Source organism: Acidovorax sp. Leaf160, assembly GCF_001424265.1.
Taxonomy (GTDB): domain Bacteria; phylum Pseudomonadota; class Gammaproteobacteria; order Burkholderiales; family Burkholderiaceae_C; genus Paracidovorax.
On sequence record NZ_LMOV01000012.1, the window covers coordinates 84,548 to 107,105 of the forward strand.

Annotated in this window: 20 protein-coding genes and 8 tRNA genes; 17 read left to right on the forward strand and 11 right to left on the reverse strand. The window is 65.2% G+C overall.

What is annotated here, in order from left to right:
- Positions 1-2: 2 nt before the first annotated feature.
- From ASF94_RS06960 to ASF94_RS06970, 3 genes are all read right to left on the reverse strand, one after another.
- Positions 3-320: a pyrimidine/purine nucleoside phosphorylase gene (locus ASF94_RS06960; RefSeq protein ID WP_056663585.1), complete on the reverse strand. Its 318-nt coding sequence runs from the start codon at positions 318-320 to the stop codon at positions 3-5.
- Between the two features lie 157 nt (positions 321-477).
- Positions 478-1,119 (reverse strand): glycine zipper 2TM domain-containing protein, encoded by a 642-nt coding sequence (locus ASF94_RS06965; RefSeq protein ID WP_056663590.1) that lies wholly within the window; start codon positions 1,117-1,119, stop codon positions 478-480.
- Positions 1,120-1,267: 148 nt separating this feature from the next.
- Entirely contained in the window at positions 1,268-1,654 is a 387-nt protein-coding gene (locus tag ASF94_RS06970; RefSeq protein ID WP_056664792.1) for an arsenate reductase, read from the reverse strand.
- Positions 1,655-1,701: 47 nt separating this feature from the next.
- Between ASF94_RS06970 and folC the strand changes: the two genes are divergently transcribed.
- The 14 genes from folC (at position 1,702) to ASF94_RS07040 (ending at position 9,722) form a co-directional block, all read left to right on the forward strand.
- Entirely contained in the window at positions 1,702-3,027 is a 1,326-nt protein-coding gene (folC, locus tag ASF94_RS06975; protein ID WP_056663592.1) for a bifunctional tetrahydrofolate synthase/dihydrofolate synthase, read from the forward strand.
- Between the two features lie 14 nt (positions 3,028-3,041).
- Positions 3,042-3,971 carry an SPOR domain-containing protein gene (locus ASF94_RS06980; RefSeq protein WP_056663595.1) on the forward strand — a complete coding sequence of 310 codons (930 nt, stop codon included), beginning with the start codon at positions 3,042-3,044 and terminating at the stop codon, positions 3,969-3,971.
- A 36-nt stretch (positions 3,972-4,007) separates the two neighbouring features.
- Positions 4,008-4,496, forward strand: a complete 489-nt coding sequence (locus tag ASF94_RS06985) for a CvpA family protein (protein WP_056664794.1) — start codon at positions 4,008-4,010, stop codon at positions 4,494-4,496.
- Between the two features lie 75 nt (positions 4,497-4,571).
- Entirely contained in the window at positions 4,572-6,080 is a 1,509-nt protein-coding gene (purF, locus tag ASF94_RS06990; RefSeq protein ID WP_056663598.1) for an amidophosphoribosyltransferase, read from the forward strand.
- On the forward strand, positions 6,080-7,294 hold the full coding sequence (locus ASF94_RS06995; protein WP_056664796.1) for an O-succinylhomoserine sulfhydrylase: 1,215 nt from the start codon (positions 6,080-6,082) through the stop codon (positions 7,292-7,294). Before purF ends, ASF94_RS06995 begins: the two co-directional genes overlap by 1 nt.
- A complete protein-coding gene (gene gltX / locus ASF94_RS07000; RefSeq protein ID WP_056663600.1) occupies positions 7,291-8,688 on the forward strand; it encodes a glutamate--tRNA ligase in 1,398 nt (465 codons plus the stop codon). Before ASF94_RS06995 ends, gltX begins: the two co-directional genes overlap by 4 nt.
- A gap of 65 nt (positions 8,689-8,753) precedes the next feature.
- Positions 8,754-8,829 (forward strand) — tRNA-Ala (locus ASF94_RS07005).
- 36 nt (positions 8,830-8,865) lie between these two features.
- Positions 8,866-8,941: transfer RNA gene (locus tag ASF94_RS07010), tRNA-Glu, on the forward strand.
- 47 nt (positions 8,942-8,988) lie between these two features.
- Positions 8,989-9,065 (forward strand) — tRNA-Asp (locus tag ASF94_RS07015).
- 56 nt (positions 9,066-9,121) lie between these two features.
- Positions 9,122-9,197 (forward strand) — tRNA-Ala (locus ASF94_RS07020).
- A gap of 46 nt (positions 9,198-9,243) precedes the next feature.
- Positions 9,244-9,319, forward strand: a tRNA-Glu gene (locus ASF94_RS07025).
- Between the two features lie 91 nt (positions 9,320-9,410).
- Positions 9,411-9,486: transfer RNA gene (locus ASF94_RS07030), tRNA-Glu, on the forward strand.
- A 53-nt stretch (positions 9,487-9,539) separates the two neighbouring features.
- Positions 9,540-9,616, forward strand: a tRNA-Asp gene (locus tag ASF94_RS07035).
- Between the two features lie 29 nt (positions 9,617-9,645).
- Positions 9,646-9,722: transfer RNA gene (locus ASF94_RS07040), tRNA-Asp, on the forward strand.
- A gap of 159 nt (positions 9,723-9,881) precedes the next feature.
- Here the strand turns inward: ASF94_RS07040 and ASF94_RS07045 are convergent.
- The 5 genes from ASF94_RS07045 to ASF94_RS07065 all read right to left on the reverse strand — a co-directional run bounded on the left by ASF94_RS07045 (position 9,882) and on the right by ASF94_RS07065 (position 13,692).
- A complete protein-coding gene (locus ASF94_RS07045; RefSeq protein WP_056663601.1) occupies positions 9,882-10,640 on the reverse strand; it encodes a 3-hydroxyacyl-CoA dehydrogenase in 759 nt (252 codons plus the stop codon).
- A 116-nt stretch (positions 10,641-10,756) separates the two neighbouring features.
- Complete coding sequence (locus ASF94_RS07050) at positions 10,757-11,809, reverse strand: extracellular solute-binding protein (RefSeq protein ID WP_056663602.1); 1,053 nt, start codon at positions 11,807-11,809, stop codon at positions 10,757-10,759.
- 213 nt (positions 11,810-12,022) lie between these two features.
- Complete coding sequence (locus tag ASF94_RS07055; RefSeq protein WP_056663607.1) at positions 12,023-12,583, reverse strand: phasin family protein; 561 nt, start codon at positions 12,581-12,583, stop codon at positions 12,023-12,025.
- A 187-nt stretch (positions 12,584-12,770) separates the two neighbouring features.
- Positions 12,771-13,271, reverse strand: a complete 501-nt coding sequence (locus ASF94_RS07060; RefSeq protein WP_056663610.1) for a DUF192 domain-containing protein — start codon at positions 13,269-13,271, stop codon at positions 12,771-12,773.
- Positions 13,272-13,434: 163 nt separating this feature from the next.
- The gene (locus ASF94_RS07065; RefSeq protein WP_056664799.1) at positions 13,435-13,692 is read right to left on the reverse strand and encodes a hypothetical protein; all 258 of its coding nucleotides are present in this window, start codon (positions 13,690-13,692) and stop codon (positions 13,435-13,437) included.
- Between the two features lie 180 nt (positions 13,693-13,872).
- Between ASF94_RS07065 and icd the strand changes: the two genes are divergently transcribed.
- From icd to ASF94_RS07080, 3 genes are all read left to right on the forward strand, one after another.
- Entirely contained in the window at positions 13,873-15,132 is a 1,260-nt protein-coding gene (gene icd, locus ASF94_RS07070; RefSeq protein WP_056663613.1) for an NADP-dependent isocitrate dehydrogenase, read from the forward strand.
- Positions 15,133-15,268: 136 nt separating this feature from the next.
- A complete protein-coding gene (locus ASF94_RS07075; RefSeq protein ID WP_056663616.1) occupies positions 15,269-17,506 on the forward strand; it encodes an NADP-dependent isocitrate dehydrogenase in 2,238 nt (745 codons plus the stop codon).
- A 219-nt stretch (positions 17,507-17,725) separates the two neighbouring features.
- Positions 17,726-19,009: a phosphatidylserine/phosphatidylglycerophosphate/cardiolipin synthase family protein gene (locus ASF94_RS07080; RefSeq protein ID WP_056663618.1), complete on the forward strand. Its 1,284-nt coding sequence runs from the start codon at positions 17,726-17,728 to the stop codon at positions 19,007-19,009.
- Positions 19,010-19,113: 104 nt separating this feature from the next.
- Here the strand turns inward: ASF94_RS07080 and ASF94_RS07085 are convergent, their stop codons facing one another.
- From ASF94_RS07085 to ASF94_RS07095, 3 genes are all read right to left on the reverse strand, one after another.
- Positions 19,114-20,016, reverse strand: coding sequence for an alpha/beta hydrolase (locus tag ASF94_RS07085; RefSeq protein ID WP_235505293.1), 903 nt, complete (start codon positions 20,014-20,016; stop codon positions 19,114-19,116).
- A 169-nt stretch (positions 20,017-20,185) separates the two neighbouring features.
- Entirely contained in the window at positions 20,186-20,512 is a 327-nt protein-coding gene (locus tag ASF94_RS07090; RefSeq protein WP_056663620.1) for a DUF2322 family protein, read from the reverse strand.
- A 139-nt stretch (positions 20,513-20,651) separates the two neighbouring features.
- Positions 20,652-22,454 (reverse strand): glutamine--tRNA ligase/YqeY domain fusion protein, encoded by a 1,803-nt coding sequence (locus ASF94_RS07095; RefSeq protein ID WP_056663622.1) that lies wholly within the window; start codon positions 22,452-22,454, stop codon positions 20,652-20,654.
- Positions 22,455-22,558: the final 104 nt, after the last annotated feature.

Below are 22,558 nucleotides of genomic sequence, written 5' to 3' on the forward strand. Positions count from 1 at the left end.
TTTCAGCCGAAGTGGCAGATGTAGTGGTAGGCGGTGGTCACGCGGATCTCGAACTTCGAGTTGCCGGGCACGCTGAACTGCTCACCCGCACCGGAGCGGACCCACGCATCCGCGCCGTCGAGCTTGTATTCGCACTCGCCGCCCACGCCTTCCATGATCTCGGGCGCGCCGGTGTTGAAAGTGAGCGTGGCCGGCAGGATCACACCCACCGACTTCTTCGTGCCGTCCGGAAACGTGATGTTGTGGCTCACGCACTTGCCGTCGAAATACACGTTGGCCTGGGTGGTGACGGACACGCCGTCGATTTTTTCGGTGGTCATGGATGCGGGCAGAGGAGGGGACAAACCGTCGATTTTAGGCACGCGCTGCGGCCGCCGCGCCCCCCGGCTGCTGCGGGCATGAAAAAAGGAGCTTTGCAAAGCTCCTTGAAGGTGGGTTGGCTGGCGCGCTCAGCGAGGCAGGCTGGCTGCGCAGCGCTCAGCGCCAGTAGGGATCGCGGTGGCGCGGGCCGTAGTAGGGCTGGCCCCAGGCGTCGCGGTACTCGATCACCACCGGGGCGGGAGGCGGCGCCTGCACATAGGCCACCGGACCGGGCTGGGTCGTCACGACCACGCCGGGTTGCACATAGCCCGCGCTGGGCGGATAGCTGGTCATGCCCTGGACGGCCGGCTGGACGTTCAGCGGAATCCAGGCGCCCGGGTCGGTCTGCGTGCGGGTGGTGTACTGCCGGCCTGCGTACTCGTAGACCACGTTGTAGCCCACGGCACGGTTTTCGTAATAGGTCTGGGTCGAGCAGCGCTGCACGTTCTGGTAGCCGCCCCGCGTGCCTTCCACGTTGTTGCCCAGAACCGCACCGCCGATCAGGCCCAGCGCCGTGGCCGCAGCACGGCCCCCGCCGTGGCCGATGGAATTGCCCACCGCACCCCCGGCCACCGCGCCCAGCAGCGCGCCGGCACCGCTCGGGCCCTGTTCCGAATAGATCGTTTCATTGCCGCACACCTGTTGCGGCACCGCCACCTGCTGGGTAATGGGCGTCGCCGACAGCACACGGCCCTGTTCCTGGGCGCTGGCGCCGGCTGCCACGGCGGCAAGCGCTGCGAAAGCAAGTATCTTTTTCATGGTGGAGATGCTCCTTTGGATGGGTGTACAACGCACCGCACGGGCAATAGGTTGAAGCAATAGGCTGTAGCTGGTGGGTACGTGGCGTAAAGCTGCGTAAAGACGTTGATGTCACCTGACAGATCTCGCCCAGGTGCCGATCGCCGCACTAGCTTTTGGAGCGCTCCGCCAGCCTTTCGTTCCATGTTGCAGCGTCAAATCCCACGGTCACCAGGCCATCCGCCGTGCCGGCCCACTCCACCACGGGGCGCTTGATGACGGAGGCATTCGCCTCCATCAATGCGGCGGCAGTGGCGGCGTCCTGCACGCCAGCCTGGGTCGCGGCATCGAGCTTGCGCCAGGTGGTGCCCTGGCGGTTGACCAGCCTCTCCCAGCCCACCGCCGCCATCCAGCCGCCCAGCCGCTCGACAGGCACGCCCTGCTTCTTGAAGTCGTGGAAGCCGTAATCGAGCCCTTGCTCGGCGAGCCAGGCCCGGGCTTTCTTGACCGTGTCGCAGTTGGGAATGCCGTAGAGGATGATTGCGGGGGTACTCATGGGGTCGATCATCGCCCATGCGCGCGTCGGCGACAATTCGCGGCAGCATGAACACCCCACTCACCACCCTGGCCGACTGGCTGGCTCACTGCGAGCGACTGCATCCGAAGAACATCGACATGGGGCTGGACCGCGTCCGCGAAGTCGCGCGGCGCATGGACCTGCGTTTCGAGTGCCCAGTGATCACCGTGGCTGGCACCAACGGCAAGGGCTCGACCTGCGCCATGCTCGAAGCCGTGGCCTTGCAGGCCGGCTACCGCCCGGGCGTCTACACCTCGCCCCACCTGGTGCACTTCGAGGAGCGCTGCCGCATCCACGGCGAGATCGTGGCGGCGGACGATCTCGTGCCGCACTTCGAGGCAGTGGAGGCTGCACGCACCGGAGGCGACGAGGCGGTGTCGCTGACCTACTTCGAATTCACGACCCTGGCCATCCTTCGGCTCATGAGCCAGGCGCGGCTGGACGTGGCGATCCTCGAGGTCGGCCTGGGCGGGCGGCTCGACGCCACCAACGTGGTGGACGCCGACTGCGCGGTCATCACCAGCATCGACATCGATCACGTCGAGTTCCTGGGGCCGGACAGGGAGTCCATCGGTCGGGAAAAGGCCGGCATCATGCGGCCCGGCCGCCCCGTGGTGGTGAGCGACCCCGTGCCGCCGGAAAGCGTCATCCGCCATGCCCGCGAGATCGGCGCCGATCTCTGGCGTTTCGGCGAGGACTTCAATTTCTCCGGTGACAAGCAGCAGTGGTCTTGGGCGGGCCGCGGCCGGCGCTATGCGGGCCTGGCCTATCCGGCGCTGCGCGGCGCCAACCAGCTGATGAACGCCAGCGGCGCACTGGCCGCGCTGGAAGCGCTCAGGGACCGGCTGCCGATCACCGCGCAGTCGGTACGTACCGGCCTGGCCATGGTCGAGCTGCCCGGCCGGTTCCAGATCGTTCCCGGGCAACCGACGCTGGTGCTGGATGTGGCGCACAACCCGCATTCCGTCGCGGCGCTGACGGCGAACCTGGACGCCATGGGCTTTTTCCCCACCACCCACGCCGTATTCGGTGCCATGGCCGACAAGGACCTGGCCCCCATGCTGGCCAAGGTGGGCCCGCTGATCGACCGTTGGTACTTCACCGATCTGCCCACGCCCCGCGCGGAAACGGGGGCCGGGTTGCAGCAGAAATGGAACGCGCTGCAGATCGTCTCCGGCGGCCGCCGGCAGGTCGCGACCAGCGTGCATGCCGACCCGGTGCAGGCGCTCCAGGCCGCCGTCGATGCGGCTGAGCCCACTGATAGAATCGTGGTCTTTGGCTCGTTCTACACCGTCGGCGGGGTTCTCCACGATGGAACGCCGCGCCTTCAGGCCAAGCATCTCGGCGCATAACGGGTCCGCATTCCATGGCATTTTTCAAGTTCCGTTGGCCCGGCCAGAAGGCGCAGGGCGAGAGCGCCAAGCCGACCCGGCGCTCCCGTGGTGGCTCGCATGCCGAGAGCATCGACGTCATGCGCCGCCGCGCCCGCCATCGCCTGATCGGCGCCGCCGTGCTGGTGCTGCTCGGCATCATCGGCTTTCCCATGCTGTTCGACACGCAGCCCCGGCCGGTGGCCGTCGATATCCCGATCGAAATCCCCGACCGCAACAAGGTTGCGCCGCTGGTCGTTCCCGAGCCTTCCAAGTCGGCCGTGGCCGAAGCCAAGCCGACGGCGCCGAACTCCGGCGCGGTGGCGGGCGGCAGCACTGCCGGGCTTGACGCGGGCGAGGAGGTGGTGACCTCCCGGCAGGCGGGCAAGATTGTGGCGCCGGCAGCGGCCGCGTCCAGGGCCGAGCCTGCGCCCGCGCCCGCTGCGGCGGTGGCGGCGCGCTCCGAGCACAAACAAGAAGCCAAGGCCGAATCCAGGCAGGAACACAAGCCTGAGGGGCGGCACGAGTCGCGCGCGGAAACCAAGCCTGCCGCACCGGCCGAGCCCGCCAAGACGGCGCGCAGCGATGACGCAGCCCGTGCCCGCGCGCTGCTGGAAGGCCGCACGGCGACCTCGCAGCCGACCCCTGCTGCCCCTGCCGCCCAGCCCGCGGCTGTCGCTGTCAAGGCCGACGAAGAAGGTCGTTTCATCGTGCAGGTGGGTGCCTTCGCCGATGCCGAGAAGGCCCGTGAAGTGCGATCCAAGCTGGAGCGCGCAGGTCTGAAGTCTTATACGCAGGTGGTGGATACCAAGGACGGCAAGCGCACGCGGGTGCGGTCCGGGCCTTTCGCCAGCCGCGCGGAAGCGGACAGGGCGGTCGGCCGCATCAAGGGCCTGGGCCTTTCTGCTTCCGTGCTGACGCTCTAGCGAATGGAAGCCGGGTCGTTGCCCTCCGGCTGGCACCTGAGCGGGTTGGACTGGGTGTTTCTCACCGTCCTCGCGGCGTCGCTGGTGATCGGGGCGTGGCGCGGTCTGGTGTTCGAGCTGGTGTCGCTGGCCGGTTGGGCCGCTTCCTTCATCGCGGCGCAATGGTTCGCCAGTGACGTGGGGGCCTGGTTGCCGATGGGCGATGCGCAGGGTGCGCTGCGCCACGCGGCAGGCTTTGTGCTGGTGTTCGTCGGCGCGGTGTTCTTTTTCGGATTCATTGCCTGGCTGGCCAAGAAGCTGGTCGATTCGGTGGGCCTTCGGCCGGCGGATCGGGCGCTGGGCGCGGTTTTCGGTGTGTTGCGGGGTGTGATCGTGCTGCTGGCGCTGGCCTTGGTGGCGCTCTGGACGCCCCTGCACGAGGCGGACTGGTGGAAAGAGTCCCGGGCCGCCCCCATGTTGCATGAGGCGCTCGCCTGGCTGCGGCCGGTCGTGCCCCTGGAGTTTGCGAGGCATCTGCCTTCTTGATGTTTGCCAGCCGTGGTCTGCGGCCGGTGAGCGGTTTTTCGGCGGGACGGTCCCGCCTCTCAATGGAACGCGAATATGTGTGGAATCGTCGGCGTGGTGAGCGCAGCTCCCGTCAACCAACTGATCTATGACGCCTTGCTGTTGCTGCAGCACCGGGGGCAGGATGCCGCCGGCATCGTCACGCAGGAAGGACGCAAGTTCTTCATGCACAAGGCCAAGGGCATGGTGCGCGACGTGTTTCGCACGCGCAACATGCGTGCGCTGCCCGGCCCGGTCGGGCTGGGCCAGGTGCGCTACCCGACGGCGGGCAATGCCTACAGCGAAGAAGAGGCCCAGCCCTTCTACGTGAACGCGCCGTTCGGCATCGTGCTGGTGCACAACGGCAACCTCACCAACGCCCAGGAGCTGCGCGCCGAGCTGTTCTCGACCGACCACCGGCACACCAACACGGAGAGCGATTCCGAAGTGCTGCTCAACGTGTTTGCGCACGAGCTGGAGCGCGCCTCGCGCGGCGTTCCCCTGCAGGTGGACGACGTGTTCGCCGCCGTGGAAGCAGTGCACAAGCGGGTCAAGGGTTCCTACGCGGTGATCGCCCTGATCGCCGGCCACGGCCTGGTGGCCTTCCGTGACCCGCACGGCATTCGTCCGCTGTGCATGGGCCGCAGCGCGGACGGCACGGTCATGGTTGGCAGCGAATCGGTGGCGCTGGAAGGCACCAACCACGTGTTCGAGCGTGACGTGCAGCCTGGCGAAGCGCTGTTCATCACGCAGGACGGCACGGTGCATTCGCGCCAGTGCGCGCAGGCCCCGCAGCTCAATCCCTGCATCTTCGAATTCGTGTACCTGGCCCGCCCCGATTCCGTGCTGGATGGCATCTCGGTGTACCAGGCACGGCTGAATCTCGGCGAGTCGCTGGCCAAGCGCGTGATCTCCACGGTGCCCCCGAGCGACATCGACGTGATCATTCCGATCCCCGAGTCGAGCCGTCCGAGCGCGACGCAGCTGGCCCATCTGCTGGGCATTCCGTACCGTGAAGGCTTCGTCAAGAACCGCTATGTCGGACGCACCTTCATCATGCCGGGGCAGGGCGTGCGCAAGAAGTCGGTGCGCCAGAAGCTCAACGTGATCGCCAGCGAGTTCAAGGGCCGCAACGTGCTGCTGGTGGACGACTCCATCGTCCGCGGCACGACGTCGCGCGAGATCGTGCAGATGGCACGCGATGCCGGTGCCCGCAAGGTGTACCTCGCGAGCGCCGCGCCGCCGGTGCGCTTTCCGAACGTGTACGGCATCGACATGCCGACCAGCAGCGAACTCGTCGCTTATGGCCGCACGGTCGAAGAGGTGCGCGAATCGATCGGCTGCGACGCGCTGATCTATCAGGACGTCAACGCGATGAAGAAGGCCGTGGGTTCGCTCAACGGCCGCATCGAGGGCTTCGATGCCTCGTGCTTCGACGGCGTCTACGTGACCGGCGACATCAATGCGGACGACATCCAGCGCATCAACGAGGCGCGCGTGGGTCAGGAAGACGCGCTGGGCGAAGACACATCACGCCTGGCCCTCCCCAACGCGCAGGAGGCATGATGGCCAGCCAGGATCTCCCCTCCGGCCTGCACCGCGACACGCTGGCCGTGCGCGCGGCGGCGGACCGCAGCCAGTACGGCGAAAACTCCGAAGCACTGTATCTGACCAGCGGCTACGTCCAACCGTCGGCAGAGGCTGCTGCGCGCCGCTTCGCGGGCGAGGAAGATGGCTATACCTACGGCCGCTACGGCAATCCCACGGTGGCCAGTTTCGAGCAGCGGCTGGCCGCGCTCGAGGGCGCCGAGGCCGCCATCTCCACCGCCTCCGGCATGTCCGCCATCCTCATGATGTGCATGGGTCTGCTGAAGTCCGGCGACCATGTGGTGTGCTCGCAGTCGATGTTCGGCTCCACCATCAAGCTCATCGGGTCCGATCTGGCCAAGTTCGGCATCACGTCGAGCTTTGTGCCGCAGACCGATCTGGCCGCATGGCGTCAGGCGATCCGGCCCGAGACCCGCCTGTTGTTCGCAGAAACGCCGACCAACCCCTTGACCGAGGTGTGCGACATCGCAGCGCTGGCCGACCTGGCCCACAACGCCGGCGCCCTGCTCGCCGTGGACAACTGCTTCGCCACGCCCGTGCTGCAGCGGCCCATCGCGCTGGGCGCCGACATCGTGATGCATTCGGGCACCAAGTTCCTGGACGGCCAGGGGCGCGTGATGGCAGGTGCGCTCTGCACCCGCCAGGCCCTGGTGGACGAGAAATTCCTGCCCGTGCTCAAGAGCGCCGGCATGACGCTCTCGGCATTCAACGCCTGGGTCGTGCTCAAGGGCCTCGAGACGCTGGATATCCGCGTGCGGGCGCAGTCGGCCAATGCCCTTGCGTTGGCCGAGTGGCTGCAGGCCCACCCTGCCGTCGAGCGCGTGTACTACCCGGGTCTCCAGAGCCACCCGCAGCATGCGCTGGCAATGGCCCAGCAGTCGGGCGTGGGCGGCGCGGTGCTGTCCTTCGCGGTCAAGGCCGCAGGGCCCGAGGCCGCACGCGCGGGCGCCTTCCGCGTGCTCGACAGCCTGCAGGTGCTTTCGCTCGCCACCAACCTGGGCGACACCAAGACCATGGCGGCCCACCCCGCCAGCACCTCCCATGGCCGCCTGACCGAGGCCCAGCGTGAAGCGGCGGGCATCGGCCAGGGGCTGGTGCGCGTGGCCGTGGGCCTGGAACACATCGATGACATCAAGGCCGACCTCGCGCGCGGCCTGGACACCCTGGCATGACCCACATCCGTACCCGTTTCGCTCCATCGCCCACTGGCTTCATCCACCTGGGCAACATCCGCTCGGCGCTCTATCCCTGGGCTTTTGCCCGGGCGACCGGCGGCGATTTCATCCTGCGCATCGAAGACACCGACGTGGAGCGCTCCAGCCAGGCGGCTGTCGACGTGATCCTCGAAGGAATGGCTTGGCTGGGCATGCAGCCCGACGAAGGCCCGTTCTACCAAATGCAGCGCATGGACCGCTACAAGGCGGTGCTCGCGCAAATGCAGGCGGATGGCCTCGTCTATCCCTGCTACATGAGCGTGCAGGAGCTCGATGCGCTGCGCGAGAGCCAGATGCAGGCCAAGCTCAAGCCCCGCTACGACGGCACCTGGCGCCCAGAGCCCGGCAAGACGCTGCCGCCCGTGCCGGAAGGGGTGAAACCGGTGCTGCGCTTTCGCAACCCTGCGGAAGGCGTCGTGGCGTGGGACGACAAGGTCAAGGGCCGGATCGAGATCCGCAACGACGAGCTGGACGATCTCGTCATCGCCCGGCCGGACGGCACGCCCACGTACAACTTCTGCGTGGTCGTGGACGACATCGACATGGCCATCACCCATGTCATCCGCGGCGATGACCATGTGAACAACACGCCCCGCCAGATCAACATCTTCAAGGCATTGGGCAAGGAGCCTCCGGTGTACGCCCACCTGCCGACCGTGCTGAACGAGCAGGGCGAGAAGATGAGCAAGCGCAACGGCGCCAAGGCGGTGACGCAGTATCGCGACGAAGGCTACCTGCCAGAGGCCATGATCAACTATCTGGCTCGCCTGGGCTGGAGCCATGGCGACGACGAGATCTTCAGCCGCGAGCAGTTTCTGCAATGGTTCAACCTGGACCATCTGGGGCGCAGCGCTGCACAGTTCGACGAGGCCAAGCTCCGCTGGGTGAATTCCCAGCACCTGAAGGCCATGCCGGATGAAGCGCTGGCTGACCTCATCAAGCCACTGCTGATCGCCCGCGGTCTGCCGCAAGAGGAACTGGCCGACGGCCGGCTTCCACGGATCTGCGCACTCTTCAAGGACCGTTGCGACACCACCCTGGTGCTGGCCGACTGGGCTGCTGTGTTCTATGGCGATGTGACGCCGAACCCCGCAGAGAAAGCCAAGCACGTGACCGAGGCCATCTGGCCGGCGGTCGAGGCCTTGCGCGCCGCTCTGGCGACCTGCGCCTGGGACAAGGCATCCATCGCCTCCGCGTTCAAGCAGGTGCTGGCAGAGCAGGGCTTGAAGATGCCCCAATTGGCCATGCCGGTGCGGGTGCTCACCGTCGGGACGGCGCACACGCCATCGGTGGATGCAGTGCTCGAATTGCTCGGACGCGAAAAAATTGCTGCAAGATTGCTGAGGGCCTAAAAACCTGTCTATAATTCGAGGCTCAGGTGATGACGACAAGCATATTAGGCAAGTCAAAGTCAAGTGGGGGTATAGCTCAGCTGGGAGAGCGCTTGCATGGCATGCAAGAGGTCATCGGTTCGATCCCGTTTACCTCCACCACTGAGAGAGTTTGAGGAAAGTCAGTTCCCAGGTTTTGACCCTATCGTCTAGAGGCCTAGGACATCACCCTTTCACGGTGAGTACCGGGGTTCGAATCCCCGTAGGGTCGCCAAGTTTGTAGCACTTGGTTTGGATGTGCCAAGCAAACGCTGCCTGCCAGGAGTGGTAGTTCAGTTGGTTAGAATACCGGCCTGTCACGCCGGGGGTCGCGGGTTCGAGTCCCGTCCACTCCGCCAGTTCATGCTTTGAAGGGTTGTACCCTTCCAGGCATTCTTGGTGAAAGCCAGGAAGTGGGGGTATAGCTCAGCTGGGAGAGCGCTTGCATGGCATGCAAGAGGTCATCGGTTCGATCCCGTTTACCTCCACCATTGAGTGAGTGTGATTGAGTCTGTCAGTGAAGTCAGTCCAGGTTTTGACCCTATCGTCTAGAGGCCTAGGACATCACCCTTTCACGGTGAGTACCGGGGTTCGAATCCCCGTAGGGTCGCCAAGTTTGTAGCACTTGGTTTGGNAGTGGATCGAAGGCCTGCAGCTGTCCGGCCGCGAGGCCGAGATCGCGCGCGACCTAGTTCCCAGGTTTTGACCCTATCGTCTAGAGGCCTAGGACATCACCCTTTCACGGTGAGTACCGGGGTTCGAATCCCCGTAGGGTCGCCAAGTTTGTAGCACTTGGTTTGGTACTTGATGTGCCAAGCAAACGCTGCCTGCCAGGAGTGGTAGTTCAGTTGGTTAGAATACCGGCCTGTCACGCCGGGGGTCGCGGGTTCGAGTCCCGTCCACTCCGCCAGTTNTGTGCCAAGCAAACGCTGCCTGCCAGGAGTGGTAGTTCAGTTGGTTAGAATACCGGCCTGTCACGCCGGGGGTCGCGGGTTCGAGTCCCGTCCACTCCGCCAGTTGGTTGCAAAGCCGCCGCAGTCGAAAGATTGCGGCGGCTTTTTGCATTGCTGAATGCGAACGCTGGCCCCCATGTCGTTCGGCGGTGAGGAATGTCGGCGAGGATTATCCGCCGCAGGCTCTGCACCAGGGCTGCGGCGGTGGGTCGCCCTGAAGGTTCAGCGCGGCGCGAGGCGAATCGCGCCGTCCAGGCGAATGACTTCACCATTCAGCATCTCATTTTCAACGATGTGCTTCACAAGCTTGGCGTAGTCCTGCGGGGTGCCGAGGCGGCTGGGGAAGGGCACACCGGCCGCCAGCGCATCCTGCACCTCCTGCGGCATGCCGAACAGCATGGGGGTGCCGAAGATGCCGGGTGCGATGGTCATGTTGCGGATGCCGCTGCGCGCCAGATCACGGGCAATGGGCAGCGTCATGCCGACAATGCCGCCCTTCGATGCCGAATACGCTGCCTGGCCGATCTGGCCGTCGTAAGCAGCCACGCTGGCAGTCGAGATCAGCACGCCACGCTCGCCGGTGGACTCAGGATCGTTTCTGGACATGGCCTCCGCGGCCAGCCGGATCATGTTGAAGCTGCCGATGAGGTTGACTGTGACGACCTTGCTGAACGCAGCCAGGCTGTGCGCCCCGGTTTTCCCCACCGTCTTTTCCGCCGGCGCAATGCCGGCGCAATTGACCAGACCCATGAACTTGCCGAGCGCCACCGCCTTGTCGATGGCAGCTTGGGCATCGGCTTCCTGGCTGACGTCGCAGCGCACGAAGGCGCCGCCAATCGACTCGGCCAGCGCCTCGCCTTTTTCAGCCTGCATGTCTGCGATGACCACGGTGGCGCCGTCGGCTGCCAGCATGCGTGCCGTGCCTTCGCCCAAACCGGACGCACCGCCCGTGACCACGAATACTTTGCCTCGGATGTCCATCTGTTGTCTCCTTGTGACGTTGACGTAAACGTAAAGTTTGATTATGCCCAAGGCCGCGCTGTTGCACGCGTGAAAAAGCCCGGCATGCCGGGCTCTTGAGGATGCGCTGCGAAGCGTCAGCGGAAATTCACACGGTCGAGCATTTGCTGCACCTTGACCGTGTTGGCGCCCACCGCGCTGATCGGGATGGTTTCGCTCTTGAACGGCTTGCCGCCGGTCATCGTCTTGAGCGCCGGGTTGCCCGGGTCCACACCCTTGGCTGCCGGCCACTCGTTGTTGCCGTTGGCGAAGTAGTTCTGTGCGTCGGCGCTGGCCAGGTACTCCAGGAACTTGACCGCGTTGGCCTGGTTCTTGGTGTTCTTGGCGACCGCGCCGCCCGCGATGTTCATGTGCGTTCCCCAGGTCTGCTGGTTGGGGAACACCACGCTGACCTTGTTGGCTACAGCGACGTCTTCCGGTTTCTCGGAGCGCAGGATGCGTGCGAGGTAGTAGCTGTTGGTGACCGCGATGTCGCATTCGCCTGCAGCCACCGCCTTGATCTGGTCGGTGTCGCCACCCTTGGGCTGGCGTGCCAGGTTGTCCACCACGCCCTTGAGCCACTCTTCGGTTTTCTGCGGCCCCATATGCTCCATCACTGCGCCGAACAGGCTCAGGTTGTAGGGATGGGACCCGGAGCGGATGCAGATCTTGCCCTTGTTCTTGGGATCGCCCAATTCCTCGTAGGTGTCCACGTCTTCCAGCTTGACCTTTGCCTTGTTGTAGACGATCACGCGGGCACGGGTCGAAAGCCCGAACCACGGAATGCCGCCGTCGGCGCCCGGCGTGGCGCGCAGGTTGGCAGGGATGGCGTCTTCCAGTACCTTGGACCGGATGGGCAGAAAGAGGCCGTCGGTTTCCCCGCGATACAGGCGGGCAGCATCGACGAGCAAGATCACATCTGCGGGCGATGCCGTGCCTTCGGCCTTCAGGCGGGCGATGATGCCCGCGTCATCCGCATCGACGCGGTTCACCTTGATGCCCGTTGCCTTGGTGAAGCCGGAATACAGCGCCTCATCGGTCGCGTAGTGGCGGGCCGAGTACAGATTGACGACCTGATCCTGGGCGGACGCCGCAGTGGCGCCCGCGGCAGCGACGCAAACGGCCAGAACCGATCTCACGAATTTCGACATGGCAAAGCTCTTTCGATGATGGACAACAGCTGAGATGATAATTTAAACGCGAATGGTTCTTAACAAGAGCCCTGTGGTCGGGCGCGGTATTCGGGGGGCAGAGCGCTTGCCCGACAAAGCAAAACGCCCGGCAGTGCCGGGCGTTCAAGGGTTCGGATGGCGCAGGGGTGGGCGCAACCGGTTCATGCAGCGTGCGCTGGGCACGCCGAGCGATCAGCGCTTGCGCGGGACGGCGTTGGCCGTGGCGTTCTTCGCTGCGTTGGTAGCGGTGTTCGCCACAGCGCTGAAGTTGGCTTCGGCCACGTCGCTGGCGTGCTTCACGGCCTTTTGCACGGACTCGTAAGCCGTGTTGGCTGCAGAGACGGCGCTGCGCAGCACGGCCACACCGGTTTCCGAACCAGCGGGAGCGTTGCGAGCCGCGGTGTCGACCATGGTGCTGAAGTTGCGCTGCGCTTCGGACGCCTGGGCTTCGAAGGTCTTGCCGATTTCGGTGCTGGTGCCCGAAGCGATGTCGTAGAGGTGACGGCTGTACGCAGCGGTCTTTTCAGCCAGGGGCTGGAACATGCTGGCCTGCAGGGCGAGCAGTTCTTGCGCGTCCTTGACGCTCAGCATCGCTTGCGTGTGGTTGGCCGCTTCCGACAGGGCGGCGCGGGATGCGGTCACGTTCAGTTCGACCAGCTTCTCAACGCCCTCGAAGGCCTTGCTCGTCAAGCCGAACAGGGTTTCCAGGTGGGCCTTGTGCGAAGCGAGCATTTGTTCTGGGGTCAGCGTCATGAGATATCTCCTGTGAAAGAACTTGGTGCGTTGATGACTAAACACGGACAGCTGTCACAGCCCATAACCCATGTTGCAGTGCAGCATGGTTCAAATTTTAGTCTGTTACTCAAACCACGCAAGCGTTTTTGCTGCAGTGCAGCAATATTAGGGAGCTCACCTCAATTCCAGCGCTACCTGGCTTGGCTCAACGTCCTTTGGAAAACGGAGTGCCAGTGAGCTTGAAACCGGACCTGATGCCTTTCTTGTCGAACCAGCCCTGGTTCATTTCCAGCACGAAGCGCACGGGCTTGTCGGAGCAGTGCGAGTCGAGGGTCTGAGGTGTCATATCGGCCAGATTCACGATGGTTCCATCGTCGGCCACGAATGCGGCGGTCAGGGGAAGCAGCGTGTTCTTCATCCAGAAACACTGCACGGCCGGACGCTCGAACACGAACAGCATGCCTTCCTGGGCGGGCATGGAGGCGCGGAACATCAAGCCGATCTGCCTTTCCTCCGGCGTAACGGCGAGCTGGACGTCGATGCGGTGCATGCCCGCAGTGAGGTCCACGCGTTGCAGGTGGGTCTGGGGCTCCTGCGTCGGCTGCGCGTGCGCCGACCAGGCGCAGGTGAGCGCCAGCGCGGAAAGAACCGCTGCAATGGTCCGGCGCGAACGGGAGAGGGTGGGAGAGCTTTGGCTTGAGGTCATGGGAGGAGCATGCGTCGGAAAGCAGTCGATTGTCGAGCACCCGGAACGCCGCCAGGTGGGCCGGTAAATGTGCGTACGAAAACCAGAACGGGCGGAAAGAGAAAAGCCCGCACGAGGCGGGCTGTTCAAAGGGCACGGGCAGGGGCGAGTGCCCGCTGGCTGATCAGGCAGCCACCTTGTGCTTCTTGCTCTTCTTGTGAGCCACCTTCTTGCCGGAGGCCTTCGTGGCCTTGGCGTGGTGGTTGTGGGCCTTGGACGCCTTGTGGGCGGACTTGGCCTTCGGAGCCGGCGCATCCACGATGGAGGCGGCAGGCGCGGTCACGGCAGGGGTGGCCGCAGGCTGCATTGGGGCCGACGTTTGCGCGAACGCGGTGGCGGTCAGGAGACCAGCGGAGACCAGGACAGCGAGGAGTTTTTTCATATATGCCAGTTCCATGAGGACGATGCTCGCGGAACAGCCCGCGAGACGCTGTTTTTAACGGATTTTCGGACCTCCGCGTTGACAAAGTGCGCAATCCCTTTGTCGCTAGAATCAAAGGCTCGCCGACCCCTCGTCAGTGCCTAGAGGCACGCGCGGACCGCTTTCACCAGAGACCCCTACATGACCAGCTATCAGCACATCCAGGTGCCTGCCGAGGGCCAGAAGATCACCGTCAACCCGGACCTGTCGCTGAACGTGCCGGACCAGCCGATCATTCCGTTCATCGAAGGGGACGGCACGGGAATCGACATCACGCCCGTGATGCTGAAGGTGGTGGATGCCGCAGTCGAGAAGGCCTATGGCGGCCAGCGCAGGATCCGCTGGATGGAGATCTTCGCGGGCGAGAAGTCCACCCGTGTTTATGGTCCTGACGTCTGGCTGCCTGACGAGACGCTGCATGCGGTGCGCGAATACGTGGTGTCCATCAAGGGCCCTTTGACCACCCCGGTCGGCGGCGGCATCCGCTCGCTGAACGTGGCGCTGCGCCAGCAGCTCGATCTGTATGTCTGCCTGCGGCCCATCCAGTACTTCGAGGGCGTGCCTTCGCCGCTCAAGGAGCCTCAGAAGACCGATATGGTGATCTTCCGCGAGAACTCGGAAGACATCTATGCGGGCATTGAATTCGAAGCAGGGTCCGACAAGGCGCTTCGGCTGATCGATTTCCTGCGCAACGAATTCGGCATCCAGAAGATTCGGTTTCCCGAGACCTCGGGCATCGGCCTGAAGCCGGTGTCCCGCGAAGGGACGGAGCGCCTGGTGCGCAAGGCCATCCAGTACGCCATCGACCACGACAAGCCCAGCGTGACCCTCGTGCACAAGGGCAACATCATGAAGTTCACCGAAGGCAGCTTCCGCGACTGGGGTTACGCCCTGGCGCAGAAGGAGTTCGCGGCCGAGCTCATCGACGGCGGCCCCTGGATGAAGCTGAAGAACCCGAAGACCGGCAAGGAGATCACGGTCAAGGACAGCATCGCCGACGCGTTCCTGCAGCAGATCCTGTTGCGGCCGGCGGAATACAGCGTCATCGCCACGTTGAACCTGAATGGCGACTACATCAGCGATGCCTTGGCCGCTCAGGTGGGAGGCATCGGCATCGCGCCCGGCGCCAACATGTCCGACTCCGTCGCCATGTTCGAAGCCACGCACGGCACGGCGCCCAAGTACGCCGGCAAGGATTACGTGAACCCCGGCTCCGAGATCCTTTCCGCTGAAATGATGCTGCGGCACCTGGGCTGGTCCGAGGCGGCCGATCTCATCATCAGCGCCATGAAGAAGTCCATCCAGAGCAAGCGCGTCACCTACGACTTCGCCCGGCTGATGGAAGGCGCCACGCAGGTGAGCTGCTCCGGCTTCGGCAAGGTCATGATCGAGAACATGTGAGCTTCAAGGCGCGCGACCGGGACAGCGCTGGGTCGCTGCCGATCGCACGCGCTGTCTTCCTTCGCCGGGTCCGTCCCGGCGCATCCCTTTCTGTGTAGTGCACCCCGGGGCTGCAGGCCCCCTTAGAGGAGATTCCATGAGTAGCGAAAAGCCCACCATCATCTATACGCTGACCGACGAAGCGCCGCGCCTGGCGACCGCGTCGTTCCTGCCGATCGTGCGGACCTTCACGGCGCCTGCGGGCATCGACGTGGTCGAAAGCGACATCTCCGTGGCTGCGCGGGTTCTGGGCGAGTTTCCGGAGTACCTCAAGGACGACCAGAAGGTGCCCAACACCCTGAGCGAGCTGGGCAAGAAGACCCTGGAAGCTGACGCCAACATCATCAAGCTGCCGAACATCAGCGCCTCGGTATCGCAGCTCATGGCCTGCATCAAGGAGCTGCAGGGCAAGGGCTATGCCATTCCCGACTTTCCCGAAGACCCGAAGACGGACGAAGAAAAGGCCGTGCGCGCCCGCTACGCCCGCTGCATCGGCAGCGCGGTCAACCCCGTGCTGCGCGAAGGCAACTCCGACCGCCGCGCGCCCAAGGCGGTGAAGGAATACGCCCGCAAGAACCCGCACTCGATGGGCGAGTGGAGCCAGGCGTCGCGCTCGCACGTCTCGCACATGCACCACGGCGACTTCTATCACGGCGAAAAGTCGATGACGCTGGACAAGGCCCGCGACGTCAAGATGGAGCTGACCACGGACAGCGGCAAGACCATCGTCCTGAAGCCAAAGGTTTCGCTGAAGGACGGCGAAATCATCGACAGCATGTTCATGAGCAAGAAGGCGCTGCTGGCCTTCTACGAAAAGGAGATCGAGGACGCGCACAAGACGGGCGTGATGTTCTCGCTGCACGTCAAGGCGACGATGATGAAGGTGTCGCACCCCATCGTGTTCGGCCACTGCGTGCGCATCTTCTACAAGGACGCGTTCGAGAAGCACGCCAAGCTGTTCGAAGAGCTGGGCGTGAACGTCAACAACGGCATGGTGAACCTGTACGACAAGATCGCCACGCTGCCGAGCGCCAAGCAGGAAGAGATCAAGCGCGACCTGCACGCCTGCCACGAGCACCGGCCCGAGCTGGCCATGGTGGATTCCGCCAAGGGCATCACCAACTTCCATTCGCCCAACGACGTGATCGTCGATGCGTCCATGCCCGCCATGATCCGCAACAGCGGCAAGATGTGGGGCGCCGATGGCCGCCTGAAGGACGTGAAGGCCGTCATGCCCGAATCGACCTTCGCCCGCATCTACCAGGAGATCATCAACTTCTGCAAGTGGCATGGCGCCTTCGATCCCAAGACCATGGGCACGGTGCCCAACGTGGGCCTGATGGCCCAGCAAGCCGAGGAATACGGCTCGCACGACAAGACGTTCGAAGTGCCCGAAGGCGGCCAGGCGAACATCGTGGATCTGGCCACCGGCGAGGTGCTGCTGAGCCAGACGGTGGAAGAGGGCGACATCTGGCGCATGTGCCAGGTCAAGGATGCGCCGATCCAGGACTGGGTGAAGCTGGCCGTCACGCGCGCGCGCAATTCCGGCATGCCGGCCGTGTTCTGGCTCGACCCCTATCGTCCACACGAGAACGAAGTGATCAAGAAGGTCAAGAAGTACCTGAAGGACCACGACACGACGGGCCTGGACATCCAGATCATGAGCCAGGTGCGCGCCATGCGCTATACGCTGGAGCGCGTGATCCGCGGCCTGGACACCATCTCGGTCACCGGCAACATCCTGCGCGACTACCTCACCGACCTGTTCCCGATCATGGAACTGGGCACCAGCGCCAAGATGCTCTCCATCGTGCCGCTGATGGCCGGTGGCGGCATGTACGAAACGGGTGCCGGCGGCTCGGCGCCCAAGCACGTGCAGCAACTGGTCGAAGAGAACCACCTGCGCTGGGATTCGCTGGGCGAATTCCTGGCGCTGGCGGTGAGCCTGGAAGACCTGGGTCTGAAGGAGAACAACGCCCAGGCCAAGGTGCTGGCCAAGACCTTGGACCTGGCCACCGGCAAGCTGCTCGACAACAACAAGAACCCCAGCCCCAAGACCGGCCAGCTCGACAACCGCGGCAGCCAGTTCTACCTGGCGCTGTACTGGGCCCAGGAACTGGCCGCGCAGACGGAAGACACCGCGCTGCAAGCCAAGTTCGCGCCGCTGGCCAAGGCGTTGGCAGACAACGAGAAGACCATCGTCGAAGAGCTGAACCAGGTGCAGGGCAAGCCGGTGGACATCGGTGGCTACTACCAGCCGGACGCTGCCAAACTGGAAACCGTGATGCGCCCCAGCAAGACGCTGAACGAGCTGCTCGCCCAGGTGGCTGCCTGACGTTCCGGCGCGGTGGCTGGCCTGCCCGCCCGGCCGCCGACCGCCCGCGGCGCTCGCGCCCCACTCTTCGAGAAACCCGCTTCGGCGGGTTTTTTGTTGCCTGCGCCCGGCGCATGTGGGCCTGCGCGTCCGGGGGCTTGAGGGGCCGGGCCCGGATGCCCACTGTGTCCCGCTGTCCACCTACAGCCCGTGTGCATGGGGCCGCTGACAATCCCCGCCATGAAAAAGACCCGCAGCACCCTGGGCATCGTGCTCCTCACCTGTGTCGTGACCGTGGCGCTCGTGCTGCTGGCGCTGAATTTCACTGCGGGAGAGAAGAAGGTGCAGCAGCAGCTGCCCCGCCTCTACGGCAGCGCCAGCCCGCAGTTCGACCGGGCGATGGGCAACCTGCTCGGGCCGGGTGTCGTCGGCGGCAACGAAGTGATCGACCTGCAGAACGGCGACCAGATCTTCCCCGCGATGCTGAGCGCGATCCGCGCGGCCCAGCGCACCGTGACCTTCGAAACCTATATCTACTGGTCCGGCGACATCGGCAAGCAATTCGCCGACGCATTGAGCGAACGCGCGCGCGCGGGCGTGAAGGTCCATGTGCTGCTGGACTGGGTGGGCAGCGCCAAGATGGAGGAGAGCTATCTCGACGAGATGAAGAAGGCGGGCGTGCAGATCGAGAAGTTCCACGAACCGCATTGGTACAACCTGGCCCGCTTGAACAACCGCACGCACCGCAAGCTGCTCATTGCCGACGGCAACATCGGCTTCACCGGCGGTGTCGGCATTGCGCCGGAGTGGACCGGCAACGCGCAGGGGCCCGAGCACTGGCGCGACACCCATTACCAGGTGCGCGGCCCGGCCGTGGCGCACATGCAGGCCACCTTTCTCGACAACTGGCTCAAGGTCACGGGCGAGGTGCTGCATGGCGACGCCTACTTCCCCGCGCTCGCGCCCGTGGGTCCGCACCGTGCGCAGATGTTCTCCAGCTCGCCCTCCAGCGGCAGCGAGAGCATGCAGCTCATGTACCACATGGCCGTCACGGCGGCCGACCAGAGCATCGACCTGTCGGCTGCCTACTTCGTGCCGGACGAGCTGACGCTGAAGCTTTTAATGGATGCGCTGCAGCGCGGCGTGCGGCTGCGCATCGTCACGCCGGGCGAGCACATCGACACCGAAACGGTGAAGGCAGCCTCGCGCGGCACCTGGGGCCAGCTGTTGCAGGCGGGCGCCGAGATCTACGAGTTCGGGCCCACCATGTACCACTGCAAGGTGATGATCGTCGACCAGCGCATGGTGTCGGTCGGTTCCACCAACTTCGACAACCGCTCCTTCCGGCTGAACGACGAGGCCAACCTCAACGTCTATGACGAGGCCTTCGCGCGCCGCCAGTCGGTGGTCTTCGAGCAGGACGTGGCGCGCTCCCACCGTGTCACGTACGACGAATGGCTGAATCGCCCGTGGAAGGAAAAGCTGGCGGAGAAAGTGGCTGGCCTGCTCGAATCCCAGCTCTGATCAAAACGGCGAGGCACCGCGCCTTGCAGCGTCGCCGCCATGGCCTGAGTCGAAGTCAGGGCAATCGGGGCGATCCGTGGGCCGTCGATGCCACCGGGCCCCGGCTAGCGCGCTGCGGGCGGCGTGCTCTGGATGAAGGCCACCACATCGTCCAGCACCGGCGCGATCCAGCGCAGCGGCCAGGCAAATGCGCCGATCAGTGTGGTGTGGCTGGCGCCTGAATACATCCTCAAGGTGACCGGCGTACCCGCAGCCTCCAGTCGGGCGGCCAGTTGCCGCGTGCTGCGCTCCGGGCTGACGAGGCGGTCCTGGGTCGGCGCTCCCAGGAACGTGGGGCGTGCTGGTTGGTCTGCGAACGCGATGGGCTGGGCCCGGGGCGGATAGTTCGGATGGAAGAACACCGGCTGCGCATCCGGGTTGTCGGTCGGAAAGAAGTCGTAGGGGCCGGCCAGGCCGATCCAGCCTGCGAGATCCTTTGGCGCATGGCGATTCATGTCCAGCCAGCGCGGATCGAGCGCGACCATGGCCGCGTTGTATCCGCCGGCGCTGTGTCCCATCACGAACACCCGCTTCGGATCGCCACCCCACTGCGCAGCGTGGTCCAGGCCGAAAGCCACCGCCTTCGCGCTGTCCTCGATGAAGTCCGGGTAGCGGACCTCGGGGTAGAGCCGGTAATCGGCCACCAGGGCCAACACGCCGCGCGCGGACAGGGCCTCGCCCAGGAAGCGGTAATCGCCGCGTTCGCCGCTGTTCCAAGACCCGCCATAGAAGAACACCACCACCGGCCAGCCGGCGGCAGGCGCCGCGCCGAGCGGGCGGTACACGTCCAGCTGCTGGCGCGGCAGGCTGCCGTAGGCTACGTCGGCTTGCAGGGTGTGGCTGCTGCGGGGCGTCAGCGCATTCAGCGTGCCGACGGCGGAGCAACCGCTGAGCCAGGCAGCCAGCGCGGCGGCGCCAGCGATGGAGAGCGCGGCGCGGCGCCAGGAGATGCGGTGGGGCGTTGTCAAGGGTGGGCTCCGTTCACGCGTCCGGGGCCTGCCCGCACGGACCGGTACATGGCTGCCGGCGCATGACATTCTCCCCACCGGCCCGCCATGGTGCCGTCGGATGCCCGCCCGCCTGCCGGTGGGCTGCGGCGCACGGTATTCGTTCGGGCCGTCGGCGGGCTGGCCGGTTTCAGGCGCCGGGCTGTGGGACTTCCGTCACCCCGTACGCCGCAGTGCCTTCGGCCCAGGCCAGCAGGCGGTCGATGTTGGGGTGCTTGCCGGGGTGGGCCTGCGCGTCGGCCGTGTGCTCGGCATACCACTCCAGGCCCAGTCGCGCGGCTGCCGGGGTGACGACGCCGCCGTACAGCGTGGCTAGGGCGTGATAGACGGCCACCGAGCCAGCCTGGCCGGGCTTGTTTTCCAGCGTGGCCACCACTTGGCCTGCCGCATCGGTCAACGCGATGGAGGCGATATGGACAGCAGCCGGCAGTTGCTTCAGACGTTCGGAGAATTGCATGATGAAAACGGGATGAATGTGGGGTCAAAACGCGGTGAGCGCTTGAAAAACAAAGGGCTTTAGCTATAAAAATAATAGCAAAAGCCCTGGGGGAGGGAAGGGCGCCGGCCAGCCGGCCGGGCGCCCCCATGGGCAGGCGTTACTTGCCCCAGCTGTCTTTCAGCCCCGTCACCCGGTTGAACACCGGCTTGCTCGGCGCGTGGTCGCTGCGGTCCGCCACGAAGTAGCCGAAGCGCTCGAACTGGAATTTCTGGTCAGGCTGGGCCTGCGCCAGCGAGGGCTCGACATAGGCCGTCACCACCTTGAGGCTGTCCGGGTTGAGCAGCGCCAGGAAGTCCTTGCCACCCGCGTCCGGCTGGGCGTCGGTGAACAGGCGGTCATAGAGGCGCACCTCGGCGGGCACGCCATCGGCCACGCCCACCCAGGTGATGGCGGCCTTCACCTTGACCGTGTCCGCGCCAGGCGTGCCGCTCTTGGTGTCCGGCACCACCGTGGCCAGCACCTGGGTCACGCGGCCCTCGGCGTCCTTGTCGCAGCCGGTGCATTCGATCACGTAGCCGCCCTTCAGGCGCACCTTGTTGCCGGGGAAGAGGCGCTTGTAGCCCTTGGGCGGCGTCTCCTCGAAGTCTTCCCGCTCGATCCACACCTCGCGGCCCAGCGTGAAGTGGCGCACCGGCGCTTCCACGCCCTCGGGCGGGTGGGGCAGGGCGGGCAGGCTGCAGGCCTCCAGGTGGCCGGCGCCCATCACCTCGTCCCAGTTGGTCAGCACCAGCTTGACCGGGTCGAGCACGGCCATGCCGCGATGGGCCTTGTTCTCCAGGTCTTCCCGCAGGCAGCCTTCGAGGGTGCTGTAGTCGATCCAGGAATAGTCCTTGGTCACGCCGATGCGTTCGCAGAAGAGGCGGATCGACTCGGGGGTGTAGCCGCGCCGCCGCAGGCCGACGATGGTGGGCATCCGCGGGTCGTCCCAGCCGGCCACGGTGGCGCTGTCCACCAGGTGCTTGAGCTTGCGCTTGCTGGTGACCACATAGGTCAGGTTCAGGCGGGCGAACTCGTACTGGCGCGGCTGCGGCGCGGCGATCAGGCCGCCTTGCACCAGCCGGTCCATCAGCCAGTCGTAGAACGGGCGCTGGTCTTCGAATTCCAGCGTGCAGATGCTGTGGGTGATGTGCTCCAGCGCGTCCTCGATCGGGTGCGCGAAGGTGTACATCGGGTAGATGCACCATTGGTTGCCGGTGTTGTGGTGTTCCGCGTGCTTGATACGGTAGATGGCAGGGTCGCGCAGGTTGATGTTGGGCGAAGCCATGTCGATCTTCGCCCGCAGCACGGCCGCGCCGTCGGGCAGCTGCCCGGCCTTCATCTCGCGGAAGCGGGCCAGGTTCTCGGCCGGCGTGCGCGTGCGGAAGGGGCTGTCCACGCCCGGCTTGCCGAAGTCGCCGCGGTTGGCGCGCATCGCTTCGGGCGTCTGCTCATCGACGTAGGCGTGGCCGGTTTCGATCAGGTGCTCCGCCGCGCGGTACATGAAGTCGAAGTAGTTGCTGGCGTAGTAGAGGTGCTCGGTGCCGTTGGCCTGCCAGTCGAACCCCAGCCAGTGGACCGCGTCGATGATGGCATCGACATACTCCTGGTCTTCCTTTTCCGGGTTGGTGTCGTCGAAGCGCAGGTGGCAGACGCCGCCGTAGTCGGCCGCGAGCCCGAAGTTCAGGCAGATGCTCTTGGCATGGCCGACATGCAGGTAGCCGTTGGGTTCGGGCGGAAAGCGGGTGCGGATCTTCGCCGGGTCGGGCCGGCCGGCGGCATGGTGGGCGGCGTCGCCTGGGCTGCCGCCCCAGCGTGCCTGGGCATGCGTGCCCTGGGACAGGTCGGCTTCGATGATCTGCCGCAGGAAATTGCTGGGCCGGACGTTATCTGACGAGGTATCTGGGGAGGAGGGGGAGCTCATCGCCGCATTTTAGGCGGCGCTACCCTGCTTTTGCCCCGAGGCGCCTGCCGCATGACCCGGGGCAGGCTACGTCCGGAAACAACATTGCGGAGGCTTTGTGCCAT